Source organism: Caballeronia glathei (genome assembly GCF_000698595.1).
GTDB lineage: Bacteria > Pseudomonadota > Gammaproteobacteria > Burkholderiales > Burkholderiaceae > Caballeronia > Caballeronia glathei.
In genome coordinates this window covers 38,874-61,533 of sequence record NZ_JFHC01000019.1, presented here as the reverse complement: position 1 = coordinate 61,533, position 22,660 = coordinate 38,874, and the positions used below count along the sequence as shown (strand labels likewise).

General features: G+C 66.1%; 18 protein-coding genes. 6 read left to right on the top strand and 12 right to left on the bottom strand.

All coding sequences use genetic code 11. From position 1 onward, the window contains the following. Nucleotides 1-6: 6 nt before the first annotated feature. Entirely contained in the window at nucleotides 7-1,545 is a 1,539-nt protein-coding gene (locus BG61_RS14245; RefSeq protein WP_051672520.1) for a sensor histidine kinase, read from the bottom strand. A gap of 379 nt (nucleotides 1,546-1,924) precedes the next feature. Beyond that, a complete protein-coding gene (gene poxB / locus BG61_RS14240) occupies nucleotides 1,925-3,646 on the bottom strand; it encodes a ubiquinone-dependent pyruvate dehydrogenase (RefSeq protein ID WP_035934558.1) in 1,722 nt (573 codons plus the stop codon). Nucleotides 3,647-3,966: 320 nt separating this feature from the next. Here poxB and BG61_RS14235 point away from each other — a divergent pair, with 320 nt between their 5' ends. Beyond that, entirely contained in the window at nucleotides 3,967-4,398 is a 432-nt protein-coding gene (locus BG61_RS14235; protein ID WP_232256299.1) for a cupin domain-containing protein, read from the top strand. Nucleotides 4,399-4,459: 61 nt separating this feature from the next. Beyond that, nucleotides 4,460-5,248, top strand: a complete 789-nt coding sequence (locus BG61_RS14230) for an alpha/beta fold hydrolase (protein WP_051672512.1) — start codon at nucleotides 4,460-4,462, stop codon at nucleotides 5,246-5,248. A 17-nt stretch (nucleotides 5,249-5,265) separates the two neighbouring features. Here the strand turns inward: BG61_RS14230 and BG61_RS14225 are convergent, their stop codons facing one another. Then, complete coding sequence (locus BG61_RS14225) at nucleotides 5,266-6,150, bottom strand: LysR family transcriptional regulator (RefSeq protein ID WP_035934557.1); 885 nt, start codon at nucleotides 6,148-6,150, stop codon at nucleotides 5,266-5,268. 141 nt (nucleotides 6,151-6,291) lie between these two features. Here BG61_RS14225 and BG61_RS14220 point away from each other — a divergent pair, with 141 nt between their 5' ends. Continuing rightward, nucleotides 6,292-6,726, top strand: coding sequence for a VOC family protein (locus tag BG61_RS14220; RefSeq protein ID WP_035934555.1), 435 nt, complete (start codon nucleotides 6,292-6,294; stop codon nucleotides 6,724-6,726). A 42-nt stretch (nucleotides 6,727-6,768) separates the two neighbouring features. On the opposite strand, the gene BG61_RS14215 is transcribed toward BG61_RS14220, so the two are convergent. From BG61_RS14215 to BG61_RS14200, 4 genes are all read right to left on the bottom strand, one after another. Then, on the bottom strand, nucleotides 6,769-7,815 hold the full coding sequence (locus BG61_RS14215) for a LacI family DNA-binding transcriptional regulator (protein ID WP_035934554.1): 1,047 nt from the start codon (nucleotides 7,813-7,815) through the stop codon (nucleotides 6,769-6,771). Between the two features lie 117 nt (nucleotides 7,816-7,932). After that, nucleotides 7,933-8,739 carry an NAD-dependent epimerase/dehydratase family protein gene (locus BG61_RS14210; protein ID WP_035934553.1) on the bottom strand — a complete coding sequence of 269 codons (807 nt, stop codon included), beginning with the start codon at nucleotides 8,737-8,739 and terminating at the stop codon, nucleotides 7,933-7,935. Further along, complete coding sequence (locus BG61_RS14205; protein WP_051672519.1) at nucleotides 8,736-9,413, bottom strand: GntR family transcriptional regulator; 678 nt, start codon at nucleotides 9,411-9,413, stop codon at nucleotides 8,736-8,738. Before BG61_RS14205 ends, BG61_RS14210 begins: the two co-directional genes overlap by 4 nt. A 184-nt stretch (nucleotides 9,414-9,597) precedes the next feature. Further along, nucleotides 9,598-11,337, bottom strand: coding sequence for an IlvD/Edd family dehydratase (locus BG61_RS14200; protein ID WP_035934552.1), 1,740 nt, complete (start codon nucleotides 11,335-11,337; stop codon nucleotides 9,598-9,600). A gap of 138 nt (nucleotides 11,338-11,475) precedes the next feature. Here BG61_RS14200 and BG61_RS14195 point away from each other — a divergent pair, with 138 nt between their 5' ends. Then, nucleotides 11,476-12,474 carry a 2-hydroxyacid dehydrogenase gene (locus tag BG61_RS14195; protein WP_035934551.1) on the top strand — a complete coding sequence of 333 codons (999 nt, stop codon included), beginning with the start codon at nucleotides 11,476-11,478 and terminating at the stop codon, nucleotides 12,472-12,474. A gap of 31 nt (nucleotides 12,475-12,505) precedes the next feature. Continuing rightward, complete coding sequence (locus tag BG61_RS14190) at nucleotides 12,506-13,438, top strand: dihydrodipicolinate synthase family protein (RefSeq protein ID WP_035934550.1); 933 nt, start codon at nucleotides 12,506-12,508, stop codon at nucleotides 13,436-13,438. Between the two features lie 79 nt (nucleotides 13,439-13,517). On the opposite strand, the gene BG61_RS14185 is transcribed toward BG61_RS14190, so the two are convergent. From BG61_RS14185 to BG61_RS14170, 4 genes are all read right to left on the bottom strand, one after another. Next, nucleotides 13,518-14,684 carry a mandelate racemase/muconate lactonizing enzyme family protein gene (locus BG61_RS14185; RefSeq protein ID WP_051672510.1) on the bottom strand — a complete coding sequence of 389 codons (1,167 nt, stop codon included), beginning with the start codon at nucleotides 14,682-14,684 and terminating at the stop codon, nucleotides 13,518-13,520. 48 nt (nucleotides 14,685-14,732) lie between these two features. After that, nucleotides 14,733-16,025 (bottom strand): MFS transporter, encoded by a 1,293-nt coding sequence (locus BG61_RS14180; protein WP_035934548.1) that lies wholly within the window; start codon nucleotides 16,023-16,025, stop codon nucleotides 14,733-14,735. 125 nt (nucleotides 16,026-16,150) lie between these two features. After that, on the bottom strand, nucleotides 16,151-17,461 hold the full coding sequence (locus BG61_RS14175; protein WP_035934547.1) for an MFS transporter: 1,311 nt from the start codon (nucleotides 17,459-17,461) through the stop codon (nucleotides 16,151-16,153). Nucleotides 17,462-17,629: 168 nt separating this feature from the next. Next, entirely contained in the window at nucleotides 17,630-19,177 is a 1,548-nt protein-coding gene (locus BG61_RS14170) for a UxaA family hydrolase (RefSeq protein ID WP_035934546.1), read from the bottom strand. A gap of 236 nt (nucleotides 19,178-19,413) precedes the next feature. Here BG61_RS14170 and BG61_RS14165 point away from each other — a divergent pair, with 236 nt between their 5' ends. Continuing rightward, nucleotides 19,414-20,352, top strand: a complete 939-nt coding sequence (locus BG61_RS14165; protein WP_035934544.1) for an SMP-30/gluconolactonase/LRE family protein — start codon at nucleotides 19,414-19,416, stop codon at nucleotides 20,350-20,352. A 105-nt stretch (nucleotides 20,353-20,457) separates the two neighbouring features. Here BG61_RS14165 and paoC read toward each other — a convergent pair whose 3' ends face one another. Next, a complete protein-coding gene (gene paoC, locus BG61_RS14160) occupies nucleotides 20,458-22,656 on the bottom strand; it encodes an aldehyde oxidoreductase molybdenum-binding subunit PaoC (RefSeq protein ID WP_035934543.1) in 2,199 nt (732 codons plus the stop codon). Between the last annotated feature and the right edge of the window lie 4 nt (nucleotides 22,657-22,660).

Genomic DNA, 22,660 nt, shown 5'->3' with positions numbered 1-22,660 from the left:
AAGCGTTCAGAGGACGCCCGGCACGCCGGGGTGGGCGATGGGCAGCGTGAACAGGAGCATGGCGCCGCCTTCTTCTGGCGATTCGGCCCAGATGCGCCCGCCATGCGCCTCGACGATCGACCGGCAGATCGACAACCCGATTCCCATGCCTTCGGCTTTCGTCGTAAAGAACGCGGCGAACAGCCGGCTCGCGTTTTCCTCGCTGATCCCCGTGCCCGAGTCCTGCACGACGATCTGCGCATGCAGTTCGTCGAAGCGGCGCGTGGCGATCCGGACCCTGCGCGGTCCGCCCGAATCGCCCATGGCCTGCGCGCCGTTCATGATCAGGTTGATCAGCACCTGCTGCAACTGCACCCGGTCGCAACACACGGCAAGCGAAGGCGTCATGAAGTCGATCTCCACATGAACCCGGTGACGGTCCAGTTCGCGCCGCACCAGTTCGATCGATTGCTCGACGATCTCGTTGAGATCGAGCGTCGCGGGCAAGGGGTCGCGCTTCTTCGCCATCGAACGAATCTGCTGGATGACATCGCTCGCGCGCTTCGCATCGCGGATCATCTGCGTGATCGACTGCTGCACTTCCATCAGGTCCGGGCTTGGGCGATTCAGCCAGCGCAATGACGCGTCGCCGTTGGTGACGATGGCCGCGATCGGCTGCGTGACCTCGTGCGCAATCGAAGCGGCCAGTTCGCCGAGCATGGTGATCCGCGTCACGTGCGCGAGTTCGGCGGTGGACCGCGCGAGCGCCTCCTGAGCGACCTTCGTTTCCGTGATGTCCATCAGCGCGCCGACGTACTCGGTGCCCCCCGTTTGCGACCTCACGAGATGCGTGACGAAATGCACGTACTTCACGCGGCCATCGGGCATCGCGAGCCGGTGTTCGAGGTCGATCAGCGGCGCGCCCGCGAGCGCCTGTTCACGCACGCCGCGCACGCTCGCGAGATCGTCGCGATGCGTACGTGCGAGGACCGCTTCGAGCGACGGCTCGACATCGCGCGGGTATTCGAAGATGCGATACGCCTCGTCGGACCACCACATCGTTCCTTCGGGCAGGCTCGTCGCAATGCTGGCGGTGCGGCTCAGGCGCTGCGCATCCAGCAGGAACGCCTCGCTGCGCTCCAGCGCCTGCTCGGCCTGCATGCGCTCCTGAATATGCTCGTGCAAGGAGGCCGTGGCGGCCTGGTTTCTCAGCGAGAGGACCGAAGTCGTCGCGATCGCGAGCAGGCTCACCACGCACCGCGCGATCGCGCCGCCGGAATACTGCTCGGTGTGCGACATCAGGAACGCGAACAGCGTCAGGATCACGCAGCCCCACGCGGTGGCGATCGTCGCAGGGCGATTGCCGGTCGAGGAGACCAGCAGCACCACGACGACATAGAGCACGGCGATCGCGATATCGAGCGGCGTCAGCGAGTCGATCAGGAACACCGCGAGCGCAATGAGCGCGGCAAGCACCGATACGACGCGCGCGTCGCGGCCCACGGCGCGCGAGATGCGCCGGCTATGGCGATCCTTCAGCACGGCCGGGTCAGACGGCATGAGCATGGCAAATGAGGGAAACGAATCGGCGCAGCTTGGACATAGGCGTTCGAAGATGGCATTCGTTGACCCGAACCGGAGCGCATCCGTCAACACTTCGCCCGGACACATGACATTCGGGCATACCGGCAGCCGGTGCTTTCGATCGGAACGTGTTCATGCGCGAGCCCGGGGGACGGGGAAGTCATTTTATCTTAATACTTCCAAAATCCTTGCCCGGGCGGGCCCGAGGTTCCCGAAGTGCAGGCACGGCATCCCCCGCACCCGCACGAGTGGTTCGCACCTTTGTGGTGCACGCCGGCTTCTTGCGGGCGCCGCTCGACGCGCCGCGCAAGTGCGGCGAGCGCCCGGCAGGCAGAGTGGGCCCGCCGGGGCCGCTGCGCGCCTAACGCAGATTCGTCCGGGCGAGTTCGACGATCTCGTCGCCCCGGCCGTTGAGGATCGCGCGCATCATGTAGAGGCTGAAGCCCTTGACCTGCGCGGCTTCGAGCGTCGGCGGCATGGCGAGCTCGTGCTTCGACGTCACGACATCGACGAGCGCCGGGCCGTCGTGGGCGAACGCCTGCTGCAGCGCCCCCGCCACGTCCTCCGATGCCTCGACGCGGATGCCGAAGATGCCCGCGCCCTGCGCGATGGCGGCGAAATCGGTCTTGGCGAGATCCACGTTGGTGTCGAGATAGCCGCCCGCCTTCAGCTCCATCGAGACGAAGCCGAGCAGGCTGTTGTTGAACACCACCACCTTGATCGGCAATTCGAGCTGCCGGGCGGTGAGCAGATCGCCGAGCAGCATCGACAAGCCGCCGTCGCCGGACATCGACACGACCTGCCGCCCCGGATGAGCGCCTTGCGCGCCGAGAGCCTGTGGCATCGCGTTCGCCATCGAGCCGTGATTGAACGAGCCGTGCAGCTGCCGCTTGCCGTTCATCGTCAGGTAGCGCGCCGCCCACAGCGTCGGCGTGCCGACGTCCACCGTGAAGATCGCATCGTCGCTCGCGGCTTCATCGATGAGCTTCGCCAGATATTGCGGGTGAATCGGGCGGCCCGGCCCTGACGGCGTCGCGAGGTCGTCCAGTCCCTTGCGCGCCGAAACGTAGTGCCGCCGCGCGTTGTCGAGAAAACCCCGGTCGGTCTTGCGCTGGAGCCTGGGCAGCGTCGCGGCGACCGTCTCCCGGACCGTGCCGACCAGTCCGAGCGCAAGCGGCGCGCGATGGCCGAGCTGCGAGCCCTTCCAGTCGATCTGGATGATCTTCGCGTCGGCCGGATAGAACGCCCGATACGGGAAGTCACAGCCGAGCAGCAGCAGCGTGTCGCACGACATCATCGCGTGGTAGCCCGAACTGAAGCCGATCAGCCCGGTCATGCCGACGTCGAACGGATTGTCGTATTCGATGTACGGCTTGCCGCGCAGCGCGTGGACCACGGGCGCGGCGAGCGTATCGGCGAGCGCGACCACTTCGTCATGCGCGCCCTGCACGCCGCTGCCGCACATGATCGTGACCGCATCCGATTCGTTCAGAAGCGCCGCGAGCCGGTCGAGATCGACGTCCGCCGGCAGGATTGCCGACGGCGCGCTTTCCGTCCACGACGGCTTTTCAGCGGGACCTTCGCTCAATGCCACGTCGCCCGGCAGGACGATCACCGCGACGCCGCGCTCCTCGATCGCGGTGCGCATGGCGCGCGCGAGCACGCGCGGAAACTGCGCCGCCGACGACACCAGCTCGACGAAGTGGCTGCACTCCTTGAAGAGCTCCTGCGGGTGCGTTTCCTGAAAGTAGCCGAGCCCGACTTCGGTCGACGGAATATGCGCGGCGATCGCGAGCACCGGCTGATGATTGCGATGACAGTCGAACAGGCCATTGATCAGATGCAGGTTGCCGGGTCCGCAACTGCCCGCGCACACCGCGAGGCGCCCTGTCGAAGCGGCATCGGCGCCGGCCGCGAAAGCGGCGGCTTCCTCGTGGCGCGTGTGCATCCAGCGGATCGAGCCGACCTGATCGAGGCTGTATGCGAGCCCGTTCAGGCTGTCGCCCGTCACGCCCCAGATGCGCTCGACGCCTGCCGCTGCAAGCGTGTCCGCGAGATATGCCGCAATGGTGTTCCTGGCCATGCTCTGCTCCTTTTCGCAAAGAGATGAGTACCGGCCGGGCGCCGACTCATCCGGACGCATGCGGCCTGATCGAAGAAGCCGCCCGGGCCGGTTCCGGCACGGGTGGCCGCGACCACACAATGCTAGGCGAGTGTCGGCAAAATGTCCTGAAACACGTCTGAAAACATTTGCACCGATCCGGGTCGATATGAGCGCCGTTGCGGGCAACAGGCTAAAGTGAGCAAGACGTTGTGCGCAATGCAGGGTCGCCGTGCCGCTCATTCGCCAATCAGCGGCTGTTCCGGAAGAAAATGCTTGAGAGAAGGTTCATGAACAGGAAAGTGCTCACCATCATGGTTTGCTGCGCATTGGCGCCGGCCCTGGGATCGGCCGAAACGATCAGGCCCGTGAAGGATTCGAAGGGCGAACTCGCCGGCGCCATGTTCAGCCGGCCCGATGCGGTCAAGGAAAAGAAGGACGGCAACGCCACGACCGACGTCGTGACGTTCACATCCAGTGACTCGGCCTTTCAGACCGGCATGTTCCGCTCCGGTCCGGCTCACGAGGAAGTAAAGGGTCCGGACGGATTCCCCTATACCGAGTTCCTGTACTTCATCTCGGGCGGCATGACGCTGACTTCCGCGGATGGCTCCGTCATGGTGGTCCACGCCGGTGAAGCGGTGACGCTTCCCAAGGGATGGACAGGAACCGTCGATACGAAGGGTTATACGAAGCTGTACGCGACGTATACTCCGGCCGATATCAAAAAGTAGCCGTGCCGCGTGTCCGATGCATCCGTGCGCGACACGGCCTTCCCAGCGGAGACACACCCATATGGCTGAATTGCCGGCAACGCATGTAGTCCACGGCTCCACGGGCACGGCCCGACCCGCAACGTTCGTGCTGATTCACGGCGCCTGGCACGGCGGCTGGTGCTGGCGGTTCGTCGCCGAGCGCTTGCGCGCGCACGGACATTCCGTGTTCGCGCCGACGCTCACGGGCCTCGGAGAGCGTCGTCACCTGATCGGCGCGGTGACGTCGCTCGACGTATCGATCGCCGATATCGAAAATTTGCTCGAAGCCGAAGAACTCGAGGACGTCGTGCTCGTAGGACACAGCTTCGGCGGCCTCGTCGCGTCCGGCGTGGCGGATCGCAAGCCGGGGGCGCTGCGCGCGCTCGTGTTTCTCGACAGCCTGCTGGTCGAGAGCGGCGAATCGGCCATGGATGTCCTGCCGCGCAACGTCGTGGAAGAACGCCTTGCGGCCGTGGCAGGGAGCGGTCAGAACGTCGCGATGCCGATACCCGCCAACCTGGCCGGCACCGGCATTCCGGAAGACCATCCGCTCGCCGGCTGGGTACGGCGGCGCCAGACGCCGCATCCGTTGTCCACCTACCTGTCGCCGCTGACGCTGCGCCATCCCCTCGGCAACGGCGTGCCCAGCACCTACGTTCACTGCGCGAATCCGTCGTACGAAACGCTGGCGCTGGTGCGCGAGCGAGTGCGCGCGCGGCCCGGCTGGCAGTTCGAAACCCTCGATACCGGACACGACGCGATGGTGCTCGATCCGGATCGGCTCGTGTCCCTGCTCGAACGGATCGCGGCAGAAACGGCCAGTCCGTGACGCGGCACGTCATCGCCTTATCTGCGCGCATCGAGCGATGACGCGATCACGTCGAGCGCGTCCGCCAGCATGCGCACCGCGGGTTCGCGCTCGCCTCGCCGCAACGCGATCACGCCGATCTCGCGCACGAACGATGGCGCATCGAGCGGCAACGTCCTGACGTCGAAACGGCCACGGCGATGCGTATGCGTCTGCGGCACCAGTGCGACGCCAATGCCCGCCTCGACCGCGCCCATGATGCCGTCGAGTTCGTCGAGTTCGAGGCTTTCGTTCACGGTGATGCGATTGCGCCGCAGGAACTGGTCGACGAGCCGCCCGCCGAACGAAGTCCGGTCGTAGCGGATGAACGGCTGGTGGCGCAACGCGTCGCGCCAGTCGGACTCCCGGCTCGCCGGCGGCAACGCGATCACGAAGGGCTCGGACAAGAGCGGCTGCCACATCAGTTCCGGCGGCAGCGCGAACGGCGGCTTGATCATCACCGCGAGGTCGAGGTCGCCGCCGCTCAGTTCGCCGAGCAGACTCAACGACACCCCGGGCACCACACGCACCCGCGCGTTTGGCACGCGCTCGCGCAGCAGCGCGAGGGCACGCGTGAGCAGCACGGGCTGCACCGACGCGATCGCGCCGACCCGCAGCATCGGCGCGGCCGTCTGCGCCGCGGGCCGGCTGACGAGCGAATCGAAGAGCCCGACGATCTCCTGCGCGACGCCAAGCGCGTGATGACCGGTGTCGTTGAGCGCGGCGGTGCGGCGGGAGCGCTCGAACAGCGGCGTGCCGAGTTCCTCTTCGAGCTTGTGCATCTGTGCGCTGACGGCCGATTGCGTGAGTCCCAGCCGCTCGCCCGCCGCCGAAAAAGTACCGGCCTGCGCAATCGCGATCAGGGTTCTGAGCTCTCGAATCATGCGCCGATTATAGATCGAAATAATCGATACTCAGGCCAAATATAATTCGCTTTTGATCGAAAAAATAGATCGTAGAATGGCGTTGCAGGCGGCGTTCAACGCGCTGCCCGCCCCCAACTCAGTCTTCGAAAAAGGATTCCCATGAGCACTCAAGCCGCGTCGATGCCGCCGTTCCATCTGGCGTTTCCCGTCCATAGCCTCGAGGCCGCACGCGAGTTCTACGGCACGCTGCTCGGCTGCCCGGAAGGCCGCAGTTCGCCGGACTGGGTCGACTTCAATTTCTACGGGCACCAGATCGTGGCGCACCTGTCGCCCGAAGAAGCCGGCCACCGCAACACGAGCGCGGTCGACGGCGACAACGTGCCGGTCCGCCATTTCGGCGCCGTGCTTTCGATGGAGCAGTGGCAAACGGCCGCCGACAGGCTGCGCGGCGCGGGCATCAAGTTCATCATCGAGCCGCATATCCGCTTCAAGGGCGAAGTCGGCGAACAGGCGACGATGTTCTTCCTCGATCCGTCGGGCAACGCGCTCGAATTCAAGGCGTTCGCCAACATGGCGTCGCTCTTTGCGAAGTAGCATGCGGGGCGCGGGCCTGGGCGTGCGGCTGGCGCGCCAGCCCTAGCGCTTGCGCGGACGCGCCGTCGTGCCGCGCACGATCAGGTCGGTCGGCACGATGTTCTGCGAACTCACCGGCCGCCCTTCGATGCGCGCGAGCAGATACTCGGCGCTGCGCGCGCCGATTTCGTCGGCGGCGAGACGCATGGTGGTGAGCGGCGGCGTCGTGAAGCTGGAGAACTCGATATCGTTGATGCCCGCGATCGACAGTTCGCCCGGCACGTCGATGCCCGCCTCGCGCGCCTCCGCGAGCGCGCCGATCGCGAGCAGATCGGTGCCGCAGATGACCGCCGTCGGGCGCTCCGGCCCCTGCATCAGCGCCTTCATCGCCATCTGCCCTTCGATGATCTTGTGCGGCATCTCGATCAGATGCTCGTGGCGCAGTTGCAGCCCGCGAGACTGCAGCGCCGAGCGCACGCCCACGATGCGGTCGGCCGCACGGTCGCTGTGCTGCGTCATCTGCGTGATCATGCCGAAGCGCACGTGCCCGAGGTCGAGCAGATACTCGGCGATGCGCCGGCCCACCGCCACGTTGTCGAAGCCGACATACGGATGATCGTGGTCGACGGTCCAGCCGTTGACGAGCGGAATCTTTTCCTTTTCGATCAGCTCATAGAGCGCCGGCGAATGGCTGCGCCCGACGAGCATCAACCCGGCGATGCCGTCCGCGATCAGCGCGCGCACCTGCTTCAGTTCGTCCTGCTGGTCGTAGTACGAACACGCGAGCAGCAACGTATAGCCCGCCTCACCGATGCGCTTTTGCAGCGCGAACACGCCAAGCGCGAAGTTCTGGTTTTCGAGCGACGGGATCACCGCGCCGATCGTCTTCGACCGCTGCGACGCGAGCGCACGCGCGGCGGCGTGCGGCGTGTAGCCGAGTTCCTGCGCGATGCCGCGCACGCGGTTCTGCAGGTCGACTGCCACCGTCGCGTTGCCATTCAACACGCGCGAAACGGTTGCGGTCGATACGCCCGCCGCGCGCGCGACGTCCATCACGGATACCGCATTCGACTTGCGACGCGGCGCTCTTTTCTTTGCCTCTGTGGTCAACGTGCACCCTGCCTGGTAGCGGGCGCTCGATCGCGCCCCTCATATGCCCGTACTATAGCGCGGCACTAAAACGCGGCATACAAGCAGTGGTGGCTGGCATCACCGGGCAGCTTCGTCCTAGTCGATCCGTTGCGGATCGCCGTCGAATTCCACGAGGCAGCCGAAGCCGCCGTGAAAGAGCGCTTCGCGCGCGTCTTCGGTCTGCCCCGTGGCCGCGATCTGCGCGGCATGCAGTTCGGCGTCGTCTTGCGGCGCATAGCCGAGCCGCCGCACGTTCGCGTTGTCCCAGCGATTGCGTGCGTTGCCCGACACGCCATACACGATCACGAAATGGTAGTCGGGCGTGTCGATGCAGCGCTTCGCCAGTTGCACCATGTCGCGGTGGCTGATCCACGTGAAGAGGTGCCGCGGCGCCGTCGGCGCATCGTCGGGACGGAACGAGCCGATCCGCATGCACGCAACCGACATGCCGTGCTTGTCCGCGTACATCCGGCCGAGCGCTTCGCCGAACACCTTGGATACGCCGTAGCGGCTGTCCGGCCTCGGCGCCACTGCATCGTCGATCATCCGGTCCCGCCGGTGAAATCCCACAGCGTGATTCGAGCTCGCGAACACGACGCGCTTCACCCCGGCCCGGCGCGCGGCTTCGAACACGTTGTAGCAGCCTTCGATGTTCATGTCGCGGATCTTCTCCCAGCTGTCTTCGTCCGGAATGCCCGCGAGATGCACCACGACGTCCACGCCCTCCATCGCGGGCACGAGGTCCGCGAGCCGCGTGATGTCCGCGCTCACGACCTCCTCGCCCTCGCCCGCGGGTGCCTGCGGCGCGATATCCGCAAGCCGCAGCTGATACTGGCCGCGCAGTCCGGCACGCAGCACCTTGCCGATATGGCCGGCCGCGCCGGTGATCAATACCCGTGTCATTCGATGTCTCCGTTCGGATTGGCCGGGGCGTGCGCCGCGGCCGCAAGAGAGCGCCGGTGATACGCGTCGAGATACGCGTCGCGTGACGGCACCAGATGTTCGCGGCATAGCGCGATCAGGCGGTCGCGATCACCGCGCCGCAGCGCGTCGATCATCTGATGATGCTCGGCGCGCGCCTTTTCGAGGTACTGCGGGAAAACGATCGACACGGAGCGGATCGCGTGCGTGCGCCGCTCGTACTCGTGAATCGCGTCGACGAGCACCTGATTACCCGACAGCGCAAAGAAAGCGCGGTGAAACGTCATGTTGACGCGGAACACGCGGCGCAGATCGCCCGCGTGCGCCGCTTCGTCGTGCAGGGTCTGAATCGCCGCGAGTTCGTCAAGCTTCGCGGCATCGACGGGAAACACGATGCGGCTCGCCGCGTCGGTTTCCAGCAGCTCGCGCAACGCGTACAACTCCGTCACCTCGCGCGCGGTGAACGACTTCACCAGCGCGCCCACATGCCGGCGCCGCTCGACGAGACCGCGGCGCTCCACCTCGGCCAGCACCTGGCGTGCGACGTGGCGCTTGAGGCTGAAGCGCTCGCAGAGGTCGTCTTCGACGAGCCGCTCGCGCGGATGCAGCATGCCGAGCACGATCTGTTCTTCGAGCTGGTCGGCGACGCGTCGCATCGTCTCGTCGGTGTTGCGGTCGCGGACCGCGGGTGCGCCCGCCTTCGCGAGCTTCGTCGCGTGCTGGGTCGCGTGCTTCGTCGCGTGCTTGGTCGTGACAGCGCCGCTCATAGGGGAAGCGCCCGCGAAGGAATGCAAACGGCGGTGTGTCGCGCACGGCGCGCGCCGCGCTGTGGCCGCCTCGTCAAGACTTGCCTCCCGGCACGGTGGCGACCATTTTCGCTGCTTTCAGGAAGTCGAAGTCGCAGCCTTCGTCGGCCTGAGTGATCGTCGTCAGAAAGAGCTTTCTGTAGCCACGCGCTTCGGGATCGGTTTCGCGCGGCGGCAGCGCGGCAAGGCGCGCGGCGATTTCCTCGTTGCTCAGCAGCAGTTCGATCGAACGCGCGGCGACGCTCAGGCGAATCCGGTCGCCCGTGCGGACGATCGCGAGCGGTCCGCCGATCGCCGCTTCCGGCGTGACGTGCAGCACGACGGTGCCCGCCGCCGTGCCGCTCATGCGGCCGTCGGAGATGCGCACCATGTCCTTCACGCCCTGCCGCCCGAGCTTGCGCGGAATCGGGATATAGCCCGCTTCGGGCATGCCCGGCGCGCCGACCGGCCCGATCTGCTTGAGCACGAGCACGTCGTGCGCCTCGACGTCGAGTTCCGGATCGTCGATGCGAAGCGCGAGGTCTTCCGCGTTCTCGAACACCACGGCGCGGCCCTCATGCTCCATCAACTGGGGATTGGCGGCCGACTGCTTGATGATGGCGCCGCCGGGCGCCAGGTTGCCGTGCAGCACGGCGATGCCGCCCTGCGGGAAGATCGGCTGGCTGAACGGCCGCACGACCTCCTGCGCGAAGCTCGACGGCGCCGCGTCGAGCTCTTCGCCGAGGGTTCGGCCAGTGACCGTCAGCGCATCGAGATGCAGCAGATCCTTCATCTCGCGCATCACGGTGGTGAGCCCGCCCGCGCGATGCAGATCCTCCATGTAGTGCTGCCCCGACGGCTTCAGATCGACCAGCACCGGCGTCTCGCGGGCGATCCGGTCGAGCGCGTCGAGATCGATCCTGATGCCCAGCCGGCCCGCGATCGCGGTCAGGTGAATGATGCCGTTCGTCGAACCGCCGATCGCGAGCAGCACGCGCAGCGCGTTTTCGATCGCCTTCGGCGTGAGGATTCTCGCGGGCGTCAGGTCCGCGCCGATCATCGCCACCGCCTGCGCACCGGTGCGCTCGGCAATGCGGATGCGGTCGGCGCTCACGGCTGGCGGCGACGCGCCGCCCGGCAGCATGATGCCCATCGCCTCGGCGATGCAGGCCATCGTGCTCGCGGTGCCCATCACCGAGCAGGTGCCGACGGTCGCCACCAGCTGGTTGTTCACCGCATCGATCTCGGCGGCGTCGATCTGGTCGCCGCGAAAGCTCGCCCAGAAACGGCGGCAGTCCGTGCATGCGCCCACGCGCTCGCCGCGATGCGAGCCTGTCAGCATGGCGCCCGTCACGAGCTGGATTGCCGGAACGTTGGCCGCGGCGGCGCCCATCAGTTGCGCCGGCACCGTCTTGTCGCAGCCGCCGATCAGCACCACGGCGTCCATCGGCTGCGCGCGGATCATCTCCTCCGTGTCCATCGACATGAGGTTGCGCAGATACATGCTGGTCGGATGAGAAAAGCTTTCCGCGATCGAGATGGTCGGGAACTCGACCGGCAGGCCGCCCGCGAGCATCACGCCGCGCTTGATCGCCTCGACCAGTTGCGGCGCGTTGCCGTGGCACGGGTTGTAGGCACTGCCCGTGTTCGCAATGGCGACGATCGGGCGCGACAGTGCGTCGTCCGTATAGCCTGCGCCCTTGATGAACGCCTTGCGCAAAAACAGCGAGAAGCCCTCGTCGCCGTAATTGGTCAGCCCTTTGCGCAACCCTTTGGACTTGCTGTCACCTGCCATCGTGTCATCCCAAGATTATCAATAATATTGACGATGATTCTATCGGGACTTATAGTGGCACGCAAGTAAGCGCTTTCTCAAAGCTTCATGACGTGCGCTGACAGCCGCCTTTCCGCTCCTTGTTCGAGGGATGTCCCGATGAAGAAACATGTCGTTGCCTATCGCAAGCTGCCCCCCGGCGTGATGCGAATGCTCGAAGCACGGTGTGACGTCACGTTGGCGGACGCCGACGCCGACCGCGCCGCCTTTCTGCACGCGCTCTCGCATGCGCACGGCGCGATCGGCAACAAGCTGAAGCTCTGCACCGAACTGCTCGACGGCGCGCCCAGGCTCGAAGCGGTCGCGACCGTGTCGGCGGGCTACGACGATTTCGACGTTGCCGGACTCACTCGCCGCGGCATCGTGCTGTGCAACACGCCCGACGAAGTCACGGAAACAACCGCGGATCTCGTGTTCGCGCTGATGCTCGCCGCCGCGCGCCGGATCGCGGAACTGGACGCATCGGCACGGCGCGGCGAATGGCGCGCATCGTCGGGGCCGGCGCAGTTCGGCGTCGATGTGCATCACAAGACGCTCGGCATCGTCGGGCTGGGCCGAATCGGCGCTGCCGTAGCGCGCCGCGCGGCGCACGGCTTCGGCATGAACGTGCTGTATTCGAACCGCTCGCGCAATGCGGCGGCCGAGGAGGCCTTCGGCGCACAGTGGCGGCCGCTGCCGGACCTGCTGTCCGAGGCCGACTTCGTGTGCCTGCTCGTGCCGCTCTCCGCCGCGACCACCCGGCTGATCGGCGCCGCCGAACTGCGGTTGATGAAGCCCGGCGCGATTCTCGTCAACTGCGCGCGCGGCCAGGTGCTCGACGAAGCCGCGCTGATCGACGCGTTGCGCGAACGCCGCATCCTCGGTGCCGGCCTCGACGTGTTCGAACGCGAGCCGCTGCCCGCGGACTCGCCGCTATTCGCGCTTCCGAACGTGGTGATCGCACCGCACATCGGCTCGGCTACCGCGCAGACGCGCGAAGCGATGGCGCACCGCGCCGCACTGAATCTGCTCGACGCACTCGACGGCCGTCTCACGGCGACGTGCGTGAATCCCGAGGCGCTCGCCGCCCGTCCGCAGTCCCAACAGCGCGCGGTCTGACGCCGCGCGCCCTGCCCAGGAGGATCAACCGATGAACCCCGCCAGCCGGCCACGCGGCGTCTACTCGCCCGTTGTCACGCCCTTCAGCAGCAACCTGCATCCCGATCACGACCGCTTTCTGCGCCACTGCCGATGGCTCACCGACCAGGACGTCGGATTGGCCGTGTTCGGCACGAACTCCGAGGCGAATTCATTGGCCGTCGACGAGAAAAAGCGTCTGCTCGATACGCTCGTATCGGCGGGCCTTCCAGTCGAAAGGCTCATGCCCGGCACCGGCTGCGCGGCGTTGACCGATTCGATCGAGCTGACGAAGCACGCGGTGGCGTCCGGATGCCATCACGTGCTGATGCTTCCGCCCTTCTACTACAAGGGCGTCAGCGACGACGGCATCTTTCGCAGCTTCGCCGAAATCATCGAGCGGGTCGGCTCGGACGCTTTGCGCATCTACGTCTATCACATTCCGCAGGTGTCGCAGGTGCCGCTCGGTCTCGCGCTGATCGAGCGTCTGCTGAAGGCGTACCCGCGCGTCATCGCGGGCGTGAAGGACAGTTCGGGCGACTGGACCCACACGCAGGCCATGCTCGAACGCTTCCAGCCGCACGGTTTCGACGTCTTCGCGGGCAGCGAGACGTTCCTGCTCGCGACATTGCGCGGCGGCGGCGCCGGCTGCATCACCGCGACGGGCAACGTGAATCCTGCCGCGATCGTTGAGCTCTACCGCAACTGGCAGGCCGCCGATGCCGACGCACGCCAGCAGGCGCTCGACGATATCCGCGCCGTGTTCGCGAAGTTCCCGATGATCCCTGCGCTGAAAGCGGCAATCGGCATCTATTCGCACGATGAAGACTGGGGCACGGTCAGGCCGCCGCTCGTCGCGCTCGATGCCGGACAGCGCGCCGCGCTGAAGGACGCGCTTGCAAAAGCGCAGTTCGCGATGCCGGGGATCGAAGCGGCGCTCGCCTGAGGCAGCGTGTTCAGGTGAAGAAGAAAATCGGGCGCCGAGGCGCCCGATTTTCATTTGCGCTGCGTTGCCGCGGCGGGCATCACGCCCATGCATCGACCGCATAGCGCTCCAGCGCGGCATGGTCGAAGCCGAAGCCCAGGCCCGCGCCGGTCGGCACCTTCAGCATGCCGTCCGCGAACTCGAGCTGCGTGTCGACAAGACGCCGGAAGTTCAGCACCTGATCGTCCGGGAAATATTCGACATAGCGTGCATTCGTCGTCGATGCGACCAGATGCACGTGCAGATCGTGGAACCAGTGCGGGCACATCGTCACGCCGACCGCGGCGGCCGCGGCCGCAATGCGCCGCCATTCGCTGATGCCGCCGCACACCGCCGCATCGGATTGCAGGATCATCGCGGCGCGCTTGTCGAGCAGTTCCTGATGCCGCCAGCGGCCCGCCTCGATCTCGCCCGTCGCCACCGTCACCGGCGTGCGCTTCGCGAGCTGCGCGTGACTTTCGATATCGTCGGGACTGAACGGCTCCTCGATCCAGTAGGGATCGTACCGCTCGTAGCGGCGCAGATGCTCGAGCGCCGTGGGCACGTCCGACCATGCGTTGTTGGCGTCGAGCATCAGCAGCACGTCGTCGCCGATCGCGGCGCGCGCTGCCTTCACGCGCGCCTCTTCAGCGCGCGGATCGAGCCGCCCCACCTTCATCTTCACCGCGCGAAAACCCAGCGCGACATAGCTCGCCATTTCCTCACCGAGATGCCCGGGCGTCTTGCCATCGACGTAATAGCCGCCGCTCGCATACGCGGGCACGCGATCCGCCGACGTCGCGCCGATATACCGGCTGAGCGGCAAACCCGCCGCGCGCGCATTGCGGTCCCACAACGCGATATCGATGATCGACAGCGCCCGCATCACGCATCCGGCGCGCCCCTGCAGCAGCGACTCCTGGTACATCTCGCGCCACAGCCCTTCGACGTCGAGCGAGGAGCGGTCGCGCAGGAGCGGCGCGAACAGCTCGCGCACCGCGCAGGTCACGAGCATGCCGGCCCGGCTGCCGCTGTAGCAGAAGCCGATACCCTCATGGCCGTCGGCGGTTTTCACGCGCACGACCGTGTAGTCGCGCGCGACGACGACGCGGCTGGAGAATGCCGTATGACGGTCGAGCGGCACGCGTACCGTGCGCGCATCGACCGATACGATCCGCGACGCGGATTGATACGAAGCCTGCAGATGTTCAGCAATAGCTTGATTCATGATGGTTTCAGAACGAATGAAGTAACGCGCATTTGCGTCGAACCGGGTTCAGTTGGGCGAATGGGCGGCCACCTGCGCGGTCACGGCCGGCCGGTTGTGAATGAACAGCAGCATGGCGAGCACGCCTGCGAAGTCGATCATCGCGCCGAACAGGAACGCGCTGTGATAGCCGCCGAAGTACTGAATCAGAAAGCCCGTCAGCGCCGGCCCGATGATCCCGGACAGGTTGCTCAGGAAATGGATGAAGCCGCCCACGCCGCCCTGGCGGTGCAGCGGCAGGATCTCGTGCTGGATCGCCCAGATCGACTGGCAGGAACCCGTCAGGAACAGGAGCGCGGCCGCGATCAGCGCGACGGCCGCCGTGAGCGATCCGGCCGACGTGATGCTCAGCACCGCGACCCCGGACAGCGCGAGCGGGATCGTCGCCACCAGCTTGCGCGCCTTGACCGGATCGTCCATGCGCTTGTAGATGAAATCGCCGAGCAGGCCGCCGCCGAAATAGCCGATGGCGCCGCAGATCCACGGAATCGACGTGATGATGCTCATCGACTTCAGGTCGAGATGCATCACGTTGGTGAGATAGCTCGGCAGCCATGAGATGAACACGTACTGCGTGTAGTTCACCGCGAAGAGCCCCGCACCGAGCGCGAGCGTGCTGGGCCGGCGCAGATACGCGCCGAGCGTCATGCCGTCGTCTTCGACGTTGCGCGCCTCGGCTATCGCGCGGCTTTCGTTGATCAGCTTCGTTTCGCCCACGCCGACGCGGCGGTTCTCGTCGGGCTTGTCGGTCACGAAGAGGCGCCAGCACGCGAGCCACAGAAAGCCCAGTATCGCGATCACGACAAACGACGTGCGCCAGCCGAAGCCCACGGCGATCAGCCCCACCACCGGTCCCGCGATCGCGTTGCCGAGCGTCTGGCCGGAGAACGTGAAGCCGATCATGGTGGCTGTTTCATGGCGCGGGAACCAGTTCGAGATCGTGCGGTTCGTGTTCGAACTCATCGGCCCTTCACCGATGCCGAAAAACACGCGGCACAGCAGCAGCGAAACGAAGCCGGTCGCCGCCGCGGTCAGGCCGCAAAACACCGACCAGAATCCCATTGCCCATGTGAAGACGCGCAGCGTGCCCCACTTGTCGGCGAAATAGCCGCCGAGGAACGAAAAGATCGAGTAGCCGATAAAGAAGCTGCTGAAGATGATGCCGAGTTGCGACGGCGACAACTCCAGCGTCTTGCCGACGATCGGCGCGACGATGCCGAGCGCCGCGCGGTCCATGTAGTTGATTGCACCGGCTGTGAACAACAGCCCGGCGACGACGTAGCGATATTTTCCGGTGTTCATGTGTCTCCGACCATGAGGGTGTGTTGCTGCATTGGGAAGGGGCCGCGCCTCTTGCGGGCGCGTGCGTCGTCACTCAGGTTCTGCGGCGGCTGCCTTGCTGCGTGCTTCTCGAAGCGTAGTTGCGGCTATTTGTTCACCAGCCTGGCGGGCATCTGCGTGAGAATCAGCAGCGCCGAGACGATCAGCGATCCCGCAATCAGGAACAGGCTGGAGTCGAGCGAATGCGTGAGCGTCTTGAGCCAGCCGACCAGCGCCGGGCTCACGAAACCCGCGAGATTGCCCGTCGAATTGATGAGCGCTATGCCCGCGGCCGCGCCCGTGCCGCCGAGGAACGACGTCGGCAGCGCCCAGAACATCGGCAACGCGGTGATCACGCCCGATGCCGCAAGTGTCAGGCCGAGCAGCGAAAGCCATGTGTTGTGACCCGCGTACGCGCACAGCACGAAGCCGCTTGCGGCAACGATCTGCGGCACCACGACATGCCAGCGGCGCTCACGCGTGCGGTCGGCATGCCGGCCGACGACGATCATCGCGACAAGCGCACTCGCATAGGGGACCACCGTGAGAAGACCGATGGTGAGCGGATCGGTGACGCCGGAGCCCTTGATGATGGTCGGCTGCCAGAAGCCGACGGCATACGAACCCATGACGATGCCGAACAGGATCGCGCACAGCGTCCATACCTTCAACGACGTGAACGTCTGCCGCACCGAGCCGTGGCTTTTCGTGCGCGCCTCCGCGTCGATTTCCGACTGGATGAAATCCCGCTCGTGCTGCGGCAGCCACTTCGCGTCCTTCACCCGGTCATCGAGAAAGAAGTAGATCACTGCGCCGAGCACGAGCGCAGGCAGCGCCTCGAGCACGAACAGCCACTGCCAGCCGGCAAAGCCGCCGTGACCGGCAAGGCGCTGCATGATGAAGCCCGAAACCGGCCCGCCGACGATGCCCGACACCGGGTTGCCCGCCATCAGGAACGCGACCATCCTGCCGCGCCGCTGCGCCGGGAACCAGTACGTCAGGTACAGCACGAGGCCGGGGAAGAAACCTGCCTCGGCAATGCCGAGCACGAAGCGCAGCACGTAGAACATCGTCGGCGACGTGACCCATGCAGTCGCGGCGGAAATCACGGCCCAGGTGACCATGATCCGCGCGATCCAGCGGCGCGCGCCGAGCCGGTGAAGCAGCAGGTTGCTCGGAACCTCGAAAAAGAAGTAGCCGACAAAGAAGATGCCCGCACCGAAGCCGTACATGGTCTCGCTGAAATGCAGGTCGTTGAGCATCTGCAGCTTTGCAAAGCCGACGTTCACGCGATCCAGATACGCGACCACGTAGCAGATGAAGAGCAGCGGCATGAAACGCCACGTCACCCGTGCATAGATCGAATCGCTCGACGCCACGCCTTCGCGTGCCGCTACTGCCGTGCCATTGGTGCTCAAGGTCGTCTCCGGATGTGTGGACCTGGTCCTCGTTCGAGCGCCGGCGCCACTGATCGCGTGGCTGCGCCGTGCGCCCGGCTGGCGTTGCGGTTGCTTTGTCCTTGTGCGGTACTGCGCGGTGCGTTTGCGGTGGTCCGGCTTCCGGCCGGTGTGCCGGGGTGGCGCGCCTCAGCTCATGATGCCGATCTGCCACGGCACGAATTCGTGGTCGCCGAGACCGAGCAGTTCGCTTTTCGTGCGCGTCCCGGAGGCGACTTCGAGCAGCGCGTCGAAGATTTCCCTGCCCGTACTCTCGATCGACGCAACACCGTCGAGAATGCCGCCGCAATTCACATCCATGTCTTCGATCAGGCGCTGATACATCGGCGTATTCGTCGCGAGCTTCAGCGACGGGACCGGCTTCGCGCCGAACATCGAGCCGCGCCCGGTCGTGAACGCGATCAGGTTGGCGCCGCCCGCGATCTGGCCGGTCGCGGAGACGGGATCGAAGCCGGGCGTGTCCATGAACACGAGGCCTTTCGCGCTCACCGGCTCGGCGTATCGATAGACTTCCATCAGCGGGCCGGTGCCGCCCTTCATCGACGAGCCGATCGACTTCTCGAAGATGTTCGCGAGGCCGCCGACCTGGTTGCCGGGGCTCACCTTGCCGTTGATCTGGACGTCGCGGTTCACGGAGTACTCGTCCTTCCACCAGCGAATGCGCTCGATCAGCTTTTCGCCGACCGCGCGGCTCGCCGCGCGGCGCGTCAGCGTATGTTCGACGCCGTAGATCTCCGGCGTCTCGGACAGGATCGCCGTGCCCCCGTGGCGCACGAGCAGATCCATCGCCGCCCCGAGCGAAGGATTCGCGGTGATCGACGAGAAGCCATCGGACCCGCCGCATTGCAGCCCGATCTTCAGATGGCTTGCGTCGACCGTCGTGCGCGTCACGCGGTTGGCCTCCGGCAACAGCGCCTTGACGGCCTCGATGCCCGCTTCGATGGTCTTCCTCGTGCCGCCCGTTTCCTGCATCGTGAATGTATGAAGACGTGCGCCCGGCTCCATGCCCTCCTGGTCGAGCAGGCCCTGCAACTGGTTGCGCTCGCAACCCAGCCCGACGATCAGCGCCGCGGCGAGATTCGGATGCCGCGCGTAGCCCGCCATCGTGCGGCGCAGGAGCGCCATCGGCTCGCCGCTCATCTCCATGCCGCACCCGATCGAATGGCTGAAGGCCACGACGCCGTCGATGTTCGGATAGTCCGCAAGCCGCTCGGGCGTGAACCATTCCGCGATCCTGTGAACGACGGTGGCGGAACAGTTCACTGTCGACAGCACGCCGATGTAGTTGCGCGTCGCCACTTCGCCGTTGCTGCGCACGATGCCCTGAAAAGTCGCGCGTTCGGCCGGCGGCAGCATGTCCACCGCGCGGTAGTCGGCGCCGAACGCGTAGTCGCGATCGAATTCGCGGAACTCGACGTTGTGGCCGTGCACCATCGTGCCCGCGGCGATGTCATTGGACGCGAAGCCGATCACCACGTTGTATTTGCGGATCGCCTCGCCCTGCGCGATGCGGCGCGCGGCGATCTTGTAGCCCGCGGGCACCTGGCTGCGGCTGCAGAAGTCTTCCGCGGGAACCGGCGTGCCGATCGCGACGTCGACGCGCGCGATGACCACGTTATCGGCGGGATGGAGCCGGATCACCGGCCCGCTGACGGTCTTGCTGGACAACTCGATCATGTATTCAGGGCCTTGAAGGTCTCGGGGAATGGCAACCGGCGCGCACCATTCGAGTCATCAATCGGTAATCGCTTTCTTGCAGGGCACCGGAACGTGCATCCGGTCCCACTCGTAATGGAGGAATTTCCCGAACTGTAGGGGAAAATCGCCGTCACTTCAAGAGAAAGCGCTTACTCATTTCCGGTATACTGTGGATTCGCACCATCCCGCGCATCGCAAGAAACGGAGACAAACCCATGTGGCAGCAGGCAGAGCGCTATCCGGACCCACGCATCATTTCCCTCGATCCGTCGTTCGACAAATACCGTGTCGCCTTCTCGGCGGTCGAGCGGCTCGCGACGGGCTATCGCTGGACTGAGGGTCCGGTGTGGTTCGGCGACGGCCGCTATCTGCTCTGGAGCGACATTCCGAACAATCAGATGTTGAAGTGGGAAGAGGAAACCGGCGCCGTCAGCGTGTTCCGCAAACCGTCCAATTTCGCGAACGGCAACACGCGCGACCGTCAGGGGCGGCTCGTCACCTGCGAGCACGGCCGGCGCGTCACGCGCACCGAATACGACGGCAGCATCACCGTGCTGCTGGATTCGTTCGCGGGCAAACGCCTCAACTCGCCGAACGATGTCATCGTGAAGTCCGACGGCTCGATCTGGTTCACCGATCCGCCAATGGGGATCGCGGGGCATTACGAGGGCATCAAGGCAGAACAGGAACTGCCGCATTCCGTGTACCGGATCGACGGCGTGACGGGCGAGGCGTCGGTCGTCACGCGGGACCTGAAGGGGCCGAACGGCCTCTGCTTTTCGCCGGACGAGCGGCTGTTATACGTGATCGAGTCGCGCGGCGTGCCCAACCGGCTGATTCACGCCTATGAGATGCATCCGGATGGCCGTCGCATCGGCGAGGGCCGGGTGTTTTACGACGCGGGTGTCGGCACGATCGACGGGATGCGAGCCGATATCGACGGCAACCTCTGGTGCGGCTGGGGCATGGGCAGCGACGAACTGGACGGTGTCATGGTCATTTCGCCGGCGGGGAAGATGATCGGCCGCATCGCCTTGCCGGAGCGCTGCGCGAACCTCTGTTTCGGCGGGCGGGCGCGCAACCGGCTTTTCATGGCGTCGTCCCAATCGATCTATGCCGTGCATGTGAACACGCAGGGCGCTGTTGGCGGATAAGTGAGCGCGACGCCCGGCGCGCCGATCCCTCTTCGAGAGAACATGCCTGCCGGCATGACCCGCCGCCCGCGCCATCGGCACGGGCGGCGCGAGCGGGGCGGCAAGTCAGGTCGATACCGGCATCCGCGAAATGAGCTTGTCGAGCGTGACCGGATAGTCGCGCACGCGCACGCCCGTCGCGTTGTAGACGGCATTGGCGATCGCCGCGCCAACGCCGCACAGGCCCAGTTCGCCGACGCCTTTCGCCTTCATCGGTGACGAGAGCGGGTCGGTCTCGTCGAGGAAGATGACGTCCTGGCTCACGATGTCGGCATGGACCGGCACCTCGTAGCCGGCCAGATCATGGTTGACGAAATAGCCGAGGCGCCGGTCGACCGCAAGTTCTTCCATCAGCGCCGCGCCGACGCCCATCGTCATCGCGCCGATCATCTGGCTGCGCGCCGATTTCGGATTGAGGATGCGCCCCGCGGCGCATACCGCGAGCATGCGTCTCACGCGAATCTCGCACGTCGCGGCATCGACGCCCACTTCGACGAAATGCGCACCGAACGTGGATTGCTGGTACTTCTTGTTGAGATCGCCGAATTCGATGAAGTCTTCCGCGACGATGCCGCCTTCGCCCGCCACCGCGCCGATCGGCATGCTGCGCTCGCCCGAACGGATCTGCCCGCCCTCGAACACGGCAGAGGCCGGATCGATGCCCGCCTTTTGCGCGAGGGCCTCGCGCATCTTCACGCAGGCGGCGTACACGCCCGCGGTCGAACTGTTGGCGCCCCACTGCCCGCCCGAGCCTGCCGACACCGGGAAGTTCGAATCGCCCAGGCGCACGACCACGCGGTCGAGCGGCACGCCCATCATTTCCGCGGCGGTCTGCGCGATGATCGTGTAGCTGCCCGTGCCGATGTCGGTCATGTCGGTTTCGACCGTGACGGTACCCGCCCCGTCGACACGCACGCGCGCCCCCGACTTCATGACCTGATTGTTGCGGAACGCGGCGGCGACGCCCATGCCGACCAGCCACTCGCCGTCGCGGGTCGCGCCGGGCCGCGCGCTGCGCGCCTTCCAGCCGAAGCGATCCGCGCCGGTTCGCAGGCACTCGACGAGCCGGCGCTCCGAGAACGGCCGCTGCGGCTTCTCGGGGTCGACCTGCGTGTCGTTGAGAATGCGGAACTCGACCGGATCGAGGCCGAGCTTCTCCGCCATCTCGTCCATGGCGATCTCGAGCGCCATCAGGCCGGGCGCTTCGCCCGGCGCGCGCATCGCGTTGCCTTCGGGCAGGTCGAGCGCGGCGAGCCGCAAGGCCGTCAGGCGGTTGGGGCCGGCGTAGAGCAGGCGCGTCTGCTGCACGGCGTTCTCCGGCTTGCCGCCAGCCAGATCGCCCGACAGGCTTTCGTGGCCGATCGCGGTGATCTTGCCGTCACGGTTCGCGCCGATGCGGATGCGCTGGATCGTCGCGGGACGATGCGTGGTGTTGTTGAACATGAGCGGGCGCGTGAGGGCGACCTTGACCGGCCGCCGTGCCGCGCGCGCGCCGAGCGCGGCGAGCACGGCATCGGATCGCACGAACAGCTTGCCGCCGAAACCGCCGCCAATGTACGGAGAAATGAGGCGCACGTTCTCCTTGGGGATACCGAGCGTCAGCGCGACGTCGCCGCGGCTCCAGTCCACCATCTGGTTCGACGTCCACAGCGTGAGCTTGTCGCCGCTCCACACCGCCATCGACGCATGCGGCTCCATCATCGCGTGCGAGTGATCGGGGGTCGTGTACGTTGCGTCGAGCTGCACGGGCGCCGCGGCGAAGGCGCCGGCGAAATCGCCGGTCGCGGTCTCGGGCACGCCCGTCTTCGGCACGCTCGCCGACGCTCTCGCGCCCGCGAGATCGAATGCGCCTTCTTCGCGGACATAGCGCACGTGGACGAGTTGCGCGGCGGCGCGCGCCTGCTCGAACGTCTCCGCGACGACGAGCGCGACGGCCTGATGGTAGTGCTGGATCTCGGGGCCGCCGAGCAGCCGGGCGGTGTTCCACTTGCCCTTGCCGAGCTTGCCGGCCGTATCGGCGGTAACGATAGTGATGACGCCCGGCGCCCGCCGCGCTTCGGCGAGGCTGATCGAAAAGATGCGGCCCTTGGCGATGGCCGCGCCCACGACATAGCCGTAAGCCTGATTCGGGACCGCGTTATGCCATTCATAGGCATAGGGCGCGGTGCCGGTGGTCTTTCGCGGGCCTTCGATGCGCTCGACGGGCTGGCCGACGATCCTGAGCTGGTCGATCGGATTGGTGGTGGCAGGGGTATCGAATTTCATGGCT

What these genes read in the sequence shown, in the direction of transcription:
- poxB (WP_035934558.1), bottom strand. Translation starts at nt 3,646, where the DNA reads ATGGCCAGGAACACCATTGCGGCATATCTCGCGGACACGCTTGCAGCG.
- BG61_RS14200 (WP_035934552.1), bottom strand. Translation starts at nt 11,337, where the DNA reads ATGGCAGGTGACAGCAAGTCCAAAGGGTTGCGCAAAGGGCTGACCAAT.
- BG61_RS14245 (WP_051672520.1), bottom strand. Translation starts at nt 1,545, where the DNA reads ATGCTCATGCCGTCTGACCCGGCCGTGCTGAAGGATCGCCATAGCCGG.
- BG61_RS14220 (WP_035934555.1), top strand. Translation starts at nt 6,292, where the DNA reads ATGAGCACTCAAGCCGCGTCGATGCCGCCGTTCCATCTGGCGTTTCCC.
- BG61_RS14185 (WP_051672510.1), bottom strand. Translation starts at nt 14,684, where the DNA reads ATGAATCAAGCTATTGCTGAACATCTGCAGGCTTCGTATCAATCCGCG.
- BG61_RS14180 (WP_035934548.1), bottom strand. Translation starts at nt 16,025, where the DNA reads ATGAACACCGGAAAATATCGCTACGTCGTCGCCGGGCTGTTGTTCACA.
- BG61_RS14190 (WP_035934550.1), top strand. Translation starts at nt 12,506, where the DNA reads ATGAACCCCGCCAGCCGGCCACGCGGCGTCTACTCGCCCGTTGTCACG.
- BG61_RS14170 (WP_035934546.1), bottom strand. Translation starts at nt 19,177, where the DNA reads ATGATCGAGTTGTCCAGCAAGACCGTCAGCGGGCCGGTGATCCGGCTC.
- BG61_RS14230 (WP_051672512.1), top strand. Translation starts at nt 4,460, where the DNA reads ATGGCTGAATTGCCGGCAACGCATGTAGTCCACGGCTCCACGGGCACG.
- paoC (WP_035934543.1), bottom strand. Translation starts at nt 22,656, where the DNA reads ATGAAATTCGATACCCCTGCCACCACCAATCCGATCGACCAGCTCAGG.
- BG61_RS14195 (WP_035934551.1), top strand. Translation starts at nt 11,476, where the DNA reads ATGAAGAAACATGTCGTTGCCTATCGCAAGCTGCCCCCCGGCGTGATG.
- BG61_RS14165 (WP_035934544.1), top strand. Translation starts at nt 19,414, where the DNA reads ATGTGGCAGCAGGCAGAGCGCTATCCGGACCCACGCATCATTTCCCTC.
- BG61_RS14210 (WP_035934553.1), bottom strand. Translation starts at nt 8,739, where the DNA reads ATGACACGGGTATTGATCACCGGCGCGGCCGGCCATATCGGCAAGGTG.
- BG61_RS14205 (WP_051672519.1), bottom strand. Translation starts at nt 9,413, where the DNA reads ATGCGACGCGTCGCCGACCAGCTCGAAGAACAGATCGTGCTCGGCATG.
- BG61_RS14225 (WP_035934557.1), bottom strand. Translation starts at nt 6,150, where the DNA reads ATGATTCGAGAGCTCAGAACCCTGATCGCGATTGCGCAGGCCGGTACT.